This window comes from Priestia sp. 10L35, from assembly GCF_056395685.1.
In genome coordinates, this window is the sequence record NZ_JBFTKA010000003.1 from 99,986 (window position 1) to 113,551 (window position 13,566).

Genomic DNA, 13,566 nt, shown 5'->3' on the forward strand with positions numbered 1-13,566 from the left:
TTACTCTTGTTTATCTAACAAAAAGCGCGCAGTGAACTGATCAGTAACGAGCACATTTGCAAATTTCCCTTGCAGTGCTCCGTAAATGCTGTCAATTTTCTGATCCCCGCCCGCTACTAAAATCGCGTACTCTTTCTTCTTCAGTTCCTCCAAATCAAGTCCTAGCGTCCGTTCATCCAGGCTTTCATTGCAAATTTGTCCATCTTTATCAAAAAAGCGTGAACAAATGTCTCCTACGGCTCGCGAAGAAATCATCTCTACATCTTGCTCGGAAAAGTAGCCAAGCTGAAAAAGCAGCGAATCGGTTTTAATGGGTCCCGTAGTAAAGACGGCAATATTGGCTTGTTTGCCTAAATCTAAAATGCGCTTAATATGACGATCCGTTTCCATTGCTTTTTTGACTACCACGTGATCGACAATTACAGGCAAAGGAAGATGCATAGGAGGCGTATTGTATGCCTTTCCAAATAAGTACATAATTTCAGAAGCATACGTGCTCGTTTCCGAATGGCTTACTCCGCCTTTTAACTGCACAACCTGCACGTCATTCACATACTTTTGTTTTAAATCGATGGCCACTTGATAAAGAGTTGTTCCCCACGTCACCCCAATAATATCTCCGTCTTTTACGATGTCATAGAGATAGTCAGCTGCTGCCACGCCTAGATGACTTTTAATAATGTGATTTTCATATTGAGGCACCGGTGTGACGATTGCTTTTTTTAAATTGAATTTTTGTTCAAGTTGAGAAGACAATTTTTCACTATTGATAGATGAATCCACAATTTTAATTTGAACAATGCCTTCTTCTTTTGCTGTCTGCAGCAATCGAGAAACCGTAGGCCTTGATACACCAAGCTTTTTTGCAATTTCACTTTGATTATAATCAAGAATATAATACATCCTTGCCGCTTCAATCACCTTATTAAATTTCTCTTGATCCATCTCCATCGACTTGTTCTCCCTTACCTCATGAATTTCTTATCCCAATTTTACCAAACTTATGTCTTTAGTTTACTTGTTTGGTGAACAAAATTTCAAGAGGGGATTTTATAAAAAGAAAAAAGAACTTCATCTTACAAAATAAGATAGAAAGTTCTTTCTAATTTTATATTCATTTTGATCATTCTAATATTAGAGTTCTTTCATTTTTTAATTTTTAGCATAACACTTATTATGAATTAAAAAACAAGATTTACATTCGTCTACTTCTTCATGAGTTAATGATATTACAAATTTTTCTGTAGTATATGGATTATAATATATATACTCATATTCATCTGAAACTTCAGTTTTAATCCCTGCAAATTCACCTACCACAAAGGCATGAACGCTTTTTTGCTGAGTCTTACGAACTTTATCTTGGCCCTTTTTTTGAACACGAAACTTTGCATTTTCCAACAGTATCCCTTCTCCATATCCAATAACCCTTTGGGTAGTAGCATCTTGAATAGAAAACATATTTTTATGCAAGTTTCTATACACTCTTATTTTCTGACCTATTTCAATAACTTGTCCTTCTCTAAGATGTAGCATATATTCACCTACCACTACTAAGTTCTTTATAAAGTAGCTTGTCCATATATAGAGAAAATATATATATCTATAAAAAAAAACATAACTTGCACAAAAGCAAGCTTTTGTGCAAGTTATGTTTAAGAAAATGAACACACGCAAGGTACTGTTTCATCTGAAGTTTTTAAGAATTTGTCTATTCCTTCGCAATCCATCTGTTGTCTATATTGTTTTAATGTATAAGGTCCACCATTCTTTTTCAGAATGGAAACATCTTTGTCGAAATGTTTACGAAAATTCTCTTCCATTTCTTCTTGCTCCGCGTAACGTTCGGGCCAAATTTTATACAATTGTGCATAATGTTGAAAGCCTCCTCGAACACATCTTCCTCCACAGTTAGCGTGAGAAAAGCCTAGCTCATACATACGAGGTAATTTAATACCCCATTCATTCTCAATAATTGATTTAGCATCAATATCTTCACGGAAAGTATCAACCATTGGAAAACGTGTTTCGATAGGCTCTAAAGGATAATGCTTATAAAACTCTGTTAAATTATCAGAACGATGAGTTTCATGAGGACCAATTCCAAAATACAAAATTGGCTCTAGATTATGTTTATCGCGAAGCTCTTCTAAGAAAACTATCGTTTGGTATACCTTCAACTCCTCCGAACACTTGGCCAAACGAGAATTCCCTAAAAAGCGGTAATCGTAGAAGACTTCTTCTGGCGTTCTTCCATCAATTCTTTCAGTAATTTCAAGACCTATATAGTCAGACACTTCATCCATAAAACGGTAATTATCTTCATCTTCCCATAACGTATTAGTAAAGAATAAAATGCAATTTTCTTTTCCATAAGTTTGTACCATTTGGTAAGCTACATATGCACTAGCAGCTCCACCACTGAACATTGCAACATGGACAGGTTTTCTTTCCATAACTAGCACCACCTAATTTTCTACTCTATAATTTCTTCTAATAATTTATAAACTAAATATTCCACTTCTTCTCTTGGTACATTTCTCCCTGCATTTCTAATCATACGATTTATATTATTGTATATAGTTTGAGACTTAGTAGACAATTCCACATTTGTAATAGATTTCACTTTATTATTGTACTTAATTTCTATTGACTTTTCATCAATTCCGCTTGAGCTGCTTACAGATTTATATTCGTTTGCTAATTGTTGATTAAATACCTCACTAGTTCGGTCGGACCAATTCTCAATTTCTACACCTGAAAAAGTTGATATGAATTCTTCAAAAGGTTTTTTAGCTCCATTAGTCTTAATCAAACTTTTTACTAAGGAATTTCTTTTTTGAATAGCTGGTCCTTGTTGCATTGCCCAGTTTCTTGCATCATCAAAGCTTTCGACTTTAATTACTTTATTTACTTCTTTCTCTATTAAATTTAGATACATTGGGAAGTGAATTTCTAAAGACTTTTTATTTCTTGTAATAAACTCCATATCCTCTTTATATAGAGTAAAAAGTTTTTTTAATGTATCCTGTGGGTTAACCTCGCTTTTTCTAATTAATTCTTTAAAAGTAAGCTGTTCTTTACTCATATTATTTGAAATCTGTGTAATACGAGGTAAGCTTCTAAGCCACGTCAACATACCACTACTTAGGCGAATAACCCTTGGTTTTTTACTCACTAGCTCATTTTGATAACTACTAAATTGTGACTCTAAATGCATAAAGAAGTTATCATATTCTTCGCTAAATCTGTAGTAAACATATTGATATTCAGTTGCTTCTTCAAACATTTTATAGAGGGTTTCACCGTCAATTCCAGCCACATACATATCATTTCTATAAAACATTAATTGATCCCATTTGTCTCTTAAAAGCGCTACTAATATGATAGGAATTAAAGGTTCTCTTAATCCGTAAGGGTCATTAGTCATCACTTCAATAAATTGTTGTAGATTTCCTTGAATATTATTTTCCAAATAATTCAAAAGATCTTCTCTTAAACTTGCTAGCTCCACACTTTGCAAATTATCTAAATTGTTAAGGTCAAAGTGATTATTTTTGAAAATAGTAGCATAGATCAAATACTCTGGACCTTGCCCTTCAATACCTAAATTATTTTGATCATAACTGTTCAAGATATGATCTAATACTTTATAACCTGCTTTTCTTTGCATGTTATTAACTGTTTTTCTATTAAATGAATCATTACGAACTTCAAGAGTCAATGGATATTTCGAAAACATGATGTCACTTAATAATTTTTCTAAATTAATTTCATTTGCTACATCAATCTCTTTCCGATTATATACCCAATCACAATCATTGTTATAGGCTGTATATTTACTAATAAACTCTTGAATTATATAAACTACATCTTCTCTTTTTAAAGTCAATTCACCTTTTAAATTTTTATCCTGGTTTAGGAGTTCAACATCTTTTAATAAATCCTCAATTACTTGCAGTTCGATTACTGCCTCTTTTACAATGTTAAATGAATACTTACTTATACAAAAAATACTCATGTCATCTTTAATTTCTTTAATTTTACTTACTAGTTCATTATAATGATGACTTGATTCTAAAATTACATAATATAAAGTTGCATCTGCTTTATTAGAAGTTCGGTTTCCGATAAAATCAATATTTTCATCTAGAATATCTTGTTCAAATACAAATTGGACTTCAGCATACCTAGTCATACTTTTTACATCATTATATTCATTAGCAAGATAGAATCGCTTCGTCAAACAATTTTCCAACGCTTTTACCTGTTTCTTTTTTGAATTATTTAAGTTCGGCATCCTACTTAAGATTAATTCATCAATAAAGAACGAGCTTCCCTCTTGTAATTCCCAATATCCTAGAACACGATTATATCTTACTGCTTTTAAGGCTACTAATTGATTTAAACTATCTATTAGTATTTCTTTTTTGATATTTAAAGCAAACATTAAGAAATCTGTATCTAACTTGAACCTTGCATGCAAACCAGATAATTCCCATAGTGTAATCATTCTAAGGATTGAAGATTTAATTTTATCTTTGTCTAGCTCTGGTGTTTTACTGATTAGTTTCTTATATATTTTTAAAGACTCTAATCCGTCACCACTAACATCTATATCATGAATAGATGGAAAGAAATACGAAAATAAATCAGAGGGCAAATAGTAATCTTCAGTTTTCTTCAGATGATTCTTTAACCCACCTGTTTCATTACTTTCTAAGAAAGTAAATAAAGTACGCTCATTTTGTCCAAATGCACTAGACAATTGAGGTAATAAAAATAGGGTAACTGGATGTATAGGGTATACACCTTCAATCACTAGCTTTTCTAATTCTTGTTGATTAAGCTCTGGAAAAAGAGGATATTTACGCAATTGATTAACTACATCATTTAGATGTGTATTCTCCAGAGATGCTCCCTTTAAATACGCATCTGCTATACGAATAAATGTGAAACTATCGCTTTCTACATAATAAGATTTAAACCTTTTCTCAATACGTTGAAACTCATTCCGGAATTCTTCTTGAAACACACGGAAATACTGACTTAAATTCCGATGAGTAATTAATAAAAGGTGTAAATTATCTTCATAATGATCCGTTAGTTCAGCTAGGTCTTGTAAATCCTGCATCGTTTCATGAACTTGGATTAACTCTAAAGTTTGTAGCATTCTTCCAAATTCATCGTATGCAATAAATAGTCCTAGATTCTTCTTTTTTAGTTCATCTAGCACAAATTTAATTTGACTAATAAAATCTGTTTGGTAATCTACGAAAAATTCTGCACCGGCTGTCAATTCCGGGTAAATAGAAATAAACCAATCGATTTCTTCTTTTTCCTGATTCAAAATTGCTAATCGCCATAATTTAAAATCTTTATCATTCTCTGCTAGCAAACGTTTAAATGCTTTAAATGTCTTATTAAATTTTTCTTCCCAAAGTTCCACAACTTGTATTATTTTACCGTTTTGTCCAGGTAAAACAATATCGATTTCATTTTCATTCAAAGTACGTATAATAGCATTGAGAATAGTATGTCGGAAACGCCCTTCATTTCCATTTAATGCTACTGTTAAATATGTAGTTGGACTATCCGTTACATTGTTTAATTCTTCATATATTTCATCATGTACCTTGTTAAATTTCGATTGTAGACTTTTGAACGTTTCTCTATCAACTTGTTTGGAAACAATTCCGCCAACGATTGTAGCAATTAGAGATTTACCAGTACCGTAGGGACCCACAATCATGTGAGCTTTCGAATTTGTAGAATTAGTAAATCCTTTTAACAACCCTATAAGTGATTCGGCATGAGAAGGTGTAGGTAGATATCTGTTAATAAATTCTTTTTTACCTAAATCAAATTTTATATTAACACTTGTTTTAAAAGTATCATTAGTTCTAATCATTTGGTTACACCTACCTTACGACGATATTCTTGTTGTAAAAATTCATATGGAGTAATTTCAGGAATTCTAATTAAATCTAGATTATTCGTTCGAATAAACGTTAAATTATAAATAGGATTTTGCGTTAATTCATTCAAAGCATTTACAATAGTACTTCTTTTCATGTTAAATACTTTTCCCCATAATGCGGGTTGATTAACTAAGTCCTCTACACTTATATTACTTACTCCGTGAAGGGTTTTATAATCTAAGAGTACATACATTAGCGCCGATAAACCTATATCACTTACTGAGGTAGTCCGTTTATATACAATCCCCTTCTTTTCCTCTACTAACTTTGTTTTGTTGAGAGGACTTTGAATGACTTCTTCAGGATCACTAGTATTTTGCCCAGCAGTGTATAGTTTTACTAAACAATCAATATCTCTCTTTAGAGATCTCTCTGAAACAGGCTTACTTTCATTCTTTTCTACCCATAAAATTAGTTCGCTCAACAGATTATCTTTTGTAATGATAGTTTCATTGAAGTAGTTAAAGTACCAATACCAAGCTGTGCTAGGCTCTTTTTCCTTTACCATCTGATAGTGTAGGATCGCTGCAGTATCTTGAAGTTTAACAAACCTATCATATTCAAAAATTAAACGTCCCAATTCTGTGATTTTATGAACCTTTTTTCTATCTTCATTAAAAACCTCTTCAACAACGCCAGTGGCTACTACCCAATAGCGCAGTGATTGAACCATATTTTTACCTAAACCAATTTTCTCAAACGCTTCTTTATCATAAAAGAAGCGTTCATCTATTTCTAAATGTCTAATTGCCTTATTTAACCATCTATCCCTTAAATAAAAACTCTGATGTTGTCCGTATCCCATTCTTTCTCGCCTTTCTATATTATTACTGGAGCAATCTTACCAGTAATGAAATTTATGAAAAGATAGGCATCTAGACATCGTCTAGATGCACAACTTATTATTCCGTTTTATTAAAATATTTAAGTAGCATTCTACGAACTTTAGGAGTTAAGAAAGGACTTTTCCCTCTCTCAACATTTCCATGAACTTTAGCTAAGAAATCGCCTTTTCCTGCAAGCTTTTCTGCTCCTGAATCATCTAAAATGATATTCGATGCAGTTGCATCAGCCGCGCGTAAAGCCAAGCGAGCACCCAAATTATTTCTGATATTAGTATTTATTATGTCAGATTTTGGGTTTTGGGTACAGATAATCAAATGAATTCCTGCTGCCCTTGCTTTTTGTCCTAACCTCATGATGGCATTTTCTACTTGTTTTTTCATATCTGCATCTTGTGTCATAAAATCAGCAAATTCGTCAAACACTACTATTATTCTAGGAAGAACAATTTCTACTTCTTCAATATACTCTTCTAGGTTGGTTACACCTTCTTGAGCAAAAGTAGTATATCGGCGCTCCATTTCTTCTACCATATGTTGAAGAATTAAGACTGCTTCACTAATTTCAGTAATAACATTCATCGTATGTCTTTTATTCTCATAAATTGTAAACTCCACTTTTTTAGGATCAATAAACATAAATTGAACTTGTTCAGGCTCATACAAACACATTATTCCTAAAATAATAGAATTTAGTGTGACACTCTTTCCACTCCCAGTTGTTCCTCCAGTTAAAAGGTGAGGGGACAGGGAACTAGAGAAATCCATATAAATAACTTCATTTAGTGGATTAAGTCCCAATGGAGCAATTAAATTTGTTTTTTTAACATCCCGCTGGATCTGCTCTCTTGTAAGCTTCATAAATTGCTCAAAATAAATTGTTTCAGGTTCTTCTCTTACAATATCTATATTCATCCCCCGGTTGTTAATAAAGACATGTGGTTCGCTATTTAATCCTAGCCATAGCTGTATATCTTTTGTACGTGAAATAATTTTATTTGCTGAAAGATCCGGGGGCAATGTTAAAATTAAACGTATTACGCTTGAACCAATAATTGACTCTTTCACGTTAATATGAATGTTATTATGGTTAAAGTTATATTTTAATTTTCTAATATACGTATTTTTTAGCTCTTCACTATTATTATCTTCCACTTCATATTTTAGCTCTAGACCATTAAGAGCTTTAATTTCAGGGTAGCTATAGTCACCATGATTATCGGGTTCTATTGTTGCTATCTGAGTGTTAATAACTTCATTTTTGAGGTCTTGGTCTTGTTCCTGACTGACCATTTTAGTAGTATGCTCATCTAAGTTATCTATTGTTCTCAGAACCTCTTCATTATCTGCTTTATTAACCTCAATATTTTGCACTTCTATGTTCCCTGTTGTTACTAAATCTGCTATTCCTTCAATATCTTTGTTTTCAAAAGTTTTTTGTAATGTCTCATTCAAAGATTCCAGTTTCGCAAGCTCTTCATATTCTGGCATATTTGATTCGTCTGCTTGCAACGTGTTTAAAATATAGGCACGAGTATATATATAATTTTTTATGTTAGAATCTAATGAATCTACATATACACCCTTTTCTAATTGTTCAAAATTATATTCCGTTAAATTAGACGTATAACAATACACATCTACGCTTCCACTAATAGAGACATTTATTTTATCTAAAGAAATGTGTTGTAAGTCTTTTAAAAGTTTCGCATGTTCTGGACCATAAGAATTCTTTTCGATAAAGTACTGAACCAGCTCACTCCTCCAATGATTTGTATCTAGCTGTTCGTTACCAAATCTAAACAGGTTATTATATAAGCTTATACCAGGCTTAACCTGCTTAAGAGCATCAAAACGCTCCTTATCAAAGATATTATGATTAATAAATTTAAGCTCTAGCAACTCAAATGTGATTTTTAAACCTTCGTTTTCTCTTTCAATAGTAGTTAAGACTAAATCTGGTCTTCTTTTGTTACTAGAAAACCAAGGTAAGTCATCACAAACTGACCATACCTGTAGCTTACGTTCACTGTGAGTAAGCCTTCTTTCAGTAGATAAATAGGTTGCTAGCATTTCATGAGCATATTTTCCTCGACCAATCACCTTCAAGACAAGAGCTCCTGAAATATCTTTAACTTTATTAACAGCTTCAATGATCGCATCTCGCGATATATTTTCGTTCTTCATTATAGATACGAGCTTACGATGCAACCGGTCATAGTATGCAAAATCATTTGTTTCTTCAGTAAGTTTACGAATATATTTAGATGATGAAACAATAAGCTTGAAACGACTGCTCTTTCCTACTTTAGGTTTATATTGAATAATATTTGCTTCACTAGACGTTTTAGTTAAAAGAGTTTTGTCTAAATACCTATCTAAAATCACTGACCAATTAAAGCGTTGATGCATAAAGTCAATTAATGCACTTTGTTTTTCGCTCGTAATTGATATCATATTTTTTAGAAGTTGTACCTCATTTTTTTCAGGCATTAAATTTGTTTGAACTATATATTGCAACTGATAAAAATATTGTAATGTTTTAGGTAAATGCTCACTAACATAACTTATACGTTTAACAGCTTCATCATTATTGAGTGGCTCTTTATATATAGTTTCAAACCAGCTTGTTGAATTTATAGGAGTGACACGTTCATATCTGTACTTTACTTGTTCTCCTTGACCAAAGTAGTCCGCTAATACTACTAAATCAGCGTCTACCATCTGTTTTTCAACTTGATTTGATATTTCGTTAAGGTTTCTGCCTGAAATTACGTTTATTTCAATTTTAGGGAATTTACTATTCAATTCAGACTTTGTATATTCCTCTTTTTGCTGTAGCCATTTATTTAATTGATGATGAATTTTAGCAGCAGATTCGCTGTGAATAGTTAAACGCATTTTCTTCACTTTCGTTTTTGAAAATAAAGCATCGATACATTTCATAACTACTTCACTACTCTGGCAGTGTAGTAAAAGCATATCTAGCCCATCTTTTGCATAGGGGTATACTTCTAAATAGTTTTTAACTACTTTTATTAATTCTTCAGATAGCTCTTGAGATAAGTAGTCAGTATTTTGTGCCTGCTTTGTATTTATAACAAAGGATCCTTCTCCAAAATATTCGTCATTTTCGATTAAATAAGTATCGTCTTCTAATACTGAAAAATACCTTGGTGCTAAATGACTAACTTTACTGTATGCAAATTCTAAGTACTCTTCTAGCTTTTCTACTTCTAAGTTACCTTGAGTAGCATATTCACACCATTTTTGAACAAATTGATTAAGAGTTTCAAAACGCTTAAGATATGCTATTAACCGGATAGGATTTACAATAGTTAGCTTCCTAGAGTCAGGTATTCTGGATTCTCCCTTTTTTGTATCAAAATAATCTACGGCACCTATAATATTAATATTTTGATAAATATGTTTAGCAACGGACGAAGAAGTGGAAACACGAGAAAGAACTTCTTCTAATTCTTGTTCTAATCTTTGAGGATCTAGTACAAAAAAACCTTCTTTAAATGCTTTGTTTATATGAACTAAATAACGCTCTAAATAAGCTGAAAAATAATCAAAGTGTTGTTGCATGTTTTGATCATTCATCGAGAGATAATTTTTCACACTTGACTTCATGTAGTTATTAACATCTAATATTTCTAGGTCACTCTCTGCATAATTTTTGATGTAAGGTAAAATATCTTTTTCAGCATATTGCTTAAGAGTGCATAACTCGAGATTATTAAATGAGGTAATTTTAAATTTACGATTTCCTATAACTTCATTATCAATGTAGTGTTTTAATTCAAATGTAATATCTGTATCCTTAGAAGTTTCGTCTACTGTAGGTAACTTTAGTTTATCAAAGGTAATTTTGGGTACTAAATTTTCTAGCCCTTCTAAATAAAGCTTCAAAGTTGTTAAAACATTTTCACTAGTTTTAGATGTAATAACTTGTAAATTGAATCTTGAGTTTATAATGTTACTATTCTCTCTCTCATCTTCAATTAGAGAAAATGTCTCTTTTAAAAGAGCTAGTGTTATATCACTGTATATAGATGGATTCATTAGTTTTTCTACAGAGCGATTTAACTTCTTCACAAGCCCGTTCTTAGAAGTTAATTCTTCCTCAAACTCTTCGACAAATTCTTTAATCGCTTCAGGACTGTCATTAGATATTACTTCATCTAGTCCGTTTTCAAAGCTTTTTAATTCTTCTTGCTCGAAACGGTCTTTATTCTCTTCTAATACTTCACAAATTTGCTCTTTTATAGTCGGAGGCCCTACTTTAAAGTCTGTGACTTTTTGGACAAAGTCAAAATCATTAAATAAAAAAGCATCTGATGTTTGGTTTAAAAACTCAATTACTTCTTTAGTTAACTCGTCTATATTTTTACTTTCCCAAATCTCGTCGGGCCAATTATTTTTTTCTTCTTGTTCTAAAAATAAGTACAGATTATTTTGTATTTTCTCATGTTGTGACTCTTTAATTTGCAAGTTAGCTAGTAGATAGTTCTTTTGTAAACGACTTTTACCTGCTCCACCTACTTTTAGCTTCATATCAACAAACAAATTAAGGTGAGGTAAATTCTTTTGAATACTATCTATAACTGAGGAACTATTGTCGTTTAATACATGAACCAAAAACTTCACAACATTTCTAAGTTGCGGCTCACAAATACTTTGATAAGTTTTAATAAAAGCTTCAATATGCTTTATCTCATCCGCGGCAATCTGTCCAGATTCTGCTAAAATATTATAAATAGACATTAACCCTCTTGAAGTTAATAAATAGGATTCATCAACAGTGAATAGATTTTCTAAACTTTGTGCTTCAGGTGTCATTTCGTTAATAACTAAGATTAGAGCCTGATTAGATTTAGTATTATTTCTAAGCCATGTACTTGTTTCAAAGTCTTTATATGCAAAATTACTAAAACCTTCTACTGGGGTTATTGTTCGAATAACAGGTTCGTAATAATTCCTCAGTGAACCTATATTCAAGTTTAATTCACTTAATAAAAGCTGAATATTATTTGAAGTTAATCCGGTTATTTTAACAAATAATTTTTCTGTATATTCATCTTTTTGCTTCTTGAAATGATCTACTAACAGCCTATTAATCCATTGTGCCAACAATTTGTCTTCGGTTATATTGCTCATATTGTCATCACACCTTCTGCCATCTCATACGGATTTCTAATCATTGCTGTAGCATCCGAATATTCTACTAGCAATCCATTTTTTCTTAATTTCTCCCTAAGAGCCAACTCATTTTTTTGATAATGACGAATGTTGACTTTTGACCTATCATACAATGCGCTTTCTCGTGCCTGCATTTCCCCTACTATGAACCCATATTTTTTATATAGAATATTTAAAAACTCACTAAATTCTATCGATTCTTTTGGTTTCACGTTTATAAAAACTAGTGTTTGTAAGAACGTATCTGTCATCAAATATCTGTAACTAGAGCCCGCTTTAAAGTTACCTACTCCGCCATCTCTAGCTAAAGTTCTATTAATAGAAATTTGGTGCCTTTTTAATGTGTCAGAAATGACTTCCTTTACTACATTATGAAGTTTGTCTTTTACATCCTCATAATTTTTACACTTTTGCAATGAATTTATTACTCGCTTTTTGCGAGATTGAAGTTTTTGCAAACCCATCTTCTCAATAAAGATCATCGGATCTTCTTTCCACTTACTTAACTCTCTATTGACTTCTTCCTCATGACCGATAATGCTGAAAAATTGCTTTGAGAAATAGTCTTCAAATTTTTCTTTAATTAAAATTTCGTTGTTTTTAAACGTGCTAGTTGATATTTTTTGCACTTCTTTATTTTTGCCATCTAAACAATCAAAGAAAAACTCTATTCGGTTGGTGGCCTCTACTTTAGATCGCTCATACATATACAATAAAATATGAAAGCAAGTTAAACTTGTTAAAAGCTTAAACATATCGTAAACATCAATATCTAAATTCAATAAGTTTGACATTTCTTCAGCAAACTGATCAAAAAGTGCATGTTCTTCAATTGGCAAATGAGGGTATTCCTTAGACAGTTTTTCCATCTTTTTTAATGGGTACTTGTCCTGAGATTTATTTTCATCTTCATCACCTAAAACACTTTGAATAGAGTCGACTATTTGACCAACAGAATTGTTTTTTTGTAATAATTGTTGAAACCTCTGCTCTATTCTATATTTAACACCTGGAAATTTTTCAGCTCCATAAGAAACCATTAAATAATATAATTCTCCACCACGTGCAAAAAAGTTTCGTTCGTAAGAAGTATTTTCACCTTTAACACGTAACTCAAAAAAAAGTAGGCTCTCGTGTAAAGGGTATAACGATCGAGCATACCAGGAGCGATCAGCTTCTTTTCCTTTTCCGTCCACAAGAGGTATTTCTAGATTTCTAAAAAACTCTCTGATAACTTCGATTTTGTTATCATCTTGAAGTTTTTCATAAAGAAATTTCTTTTTTTCTTGATCAAGTTGCGCGCTGCCACGCTTACTACCTTCTTTGACGCCTTCAAAGATAAATTTACGTAAATTTTGTGATTTATTTCTAAAATAGCAATCTGCATTTAGTTGATAATTTGTTCCATATAAAACATTTAAGAACTCTAAAACATACTCCGGTCCACGTTGACCATCTTTAAAACGATGCCCCCAAATTTTTGCAGATAGCTGAGATGAAAATTCTTCTACATTTTTATCTGAATTCTGCATGTCTAT

7 protein-coding genes are annotated in these 13,566 nt (G+C 31.9%); all 7 read right to left on the bottom strand.

Features of this window, described 5'->3' with window-relative positions; genetic code table 11:
• Positions 1–945: a sugar-binding transcriptional regulator gene (locus AC1DEF_RS11535; protein WP_026106623.1), complete on the bottom strand. Its 945-nt coding sequence runs from the start codon at positions 943–945 to the stop codon at positions 1–3.
• A gap of 207 nt (positions 946–1,152) precedes the next feature.
• Complete coding sequence (locus AC1DEF_RS11540; protein ID WP_318331226.1) at positions 1,153–1,536, bottom strand: hypothetical protein; 384 nt, start codon at positions 1,534–1,536, stop codon at positions 1,153–1,155.
• A 119-nt stretch (positions 1,537–1,655) separates the two neighbouring features.
• Entirely contained in the window at positions 1,656–2,456 is an 801-nt protein-coding gene (locus tag AC1DEF_RS11545) for a hypothetical protein (RefSeq protein WP_231504516.1), read from the bottom strand.
• A gap of 20 nt (positions 2,457–2,476) precedes the next feature.
• Entirely contained in the window at positions 2,477–5,911 is a 3,435-nt protein-coding gene (locus tag AC1DEF_RS11550; RefSeq protein ID WP_477727378.1) for a hypothetical protein, read from the bottom strand.
• Positions 5,908–6,786, bottom strand: coding sequence for a DUF4007 family protein (locus tag AC1DEF_RS11555; protein ID WP_318331224.1), 879 nt, complete (start codon positions 6,784–6,786; stop codon positions 5,908–5,910). The genes AC1DEF_RS11550 and AC1DEF_RS11555 overlap by 4 nt, the downstream gene beginning before the upstream one ends.
• A 97-nt stretch (positions 6,787–6,883) precedes the next feature.
• Positions 6,884–11,986: an FtsK/SpoIIIE domain-containing protein gene (locus AC1DEF_RS11560; RefSeq protein ID WP_477727379.1), complete on the bottom strand. Its 5,103-nt coding sequence runs from the start codon at positions 11,984–11,986 to the stop codon at positions 6,884–6,886.
• Entirely contained in the window at positions 11,983–13,560 is a 1,578-nt protein-coding gene (locus tag AC1DEF_RS11565; RefSeq protein WP_318331222.1) for a hypothetical protein, read from the bottom strand. Before AC1DEF_RS11565 ends, AC1DEF_RS11560 begins: the two co-directional genes overlap by 4 nt.
• Between the last annotated feature and the right edge of the window lie 6 nt (positions 13,561–13,566).

Bases quoted from the DNA above. Each gene is read 5' to 3' on its own strand.
- AC1DEF_RS11535 (WP_026106623.1), bottom strand. From the start codon at position 945: ATGGATCAAGAGAAATTTAATAAGGTGATTGAAGCGGCAAGGATGTAT.
- AC1DEF_RS11540 (WP_318331226.1), bottom strand. From the start codon at position 1,536: ATGCTACATCTTAGAGAAGGACAAGTTATTGAAATAGGTCAGAAAATA.
- AC1DEF_RS11545 (WP_231504516.1), bottom strand. From the start codon at position 2,456: ATGGAAAGAAAACCTGTCCATGTTGCAATGTTCAGTGGTGGAGCTGCT.
- AC1DEF_RS11550 (WP_477727378.1), bottom strand. From the start codon at position 5,911: ATGATTAGAACTAATGATACTTTTAAAACAAGTGTTAATATAAAATTT.
- AC1DEF_RS11555 (WP_318331224.1), bottom strand. From the start codon at position 6,786: ATGGGATACGGACAACATCAGAGTTTTTATTTAAGGGATAGATGGTTA.
- AC1DEF_RS11560 (WP_477727379.1), bottom strand. From the start codon at position 11,986: ATGAGCAATATAACCGAAGACAAATTGTTGGCACAATGGATTAATAGG.
- AC1DEF_RS11565 (WP_318331222.1), bottom strand. From the start codon at position 13,560: ATGCAGAATTCAGATAAAAATGTAGAAGAATTTTCATCTCAGCTATCT.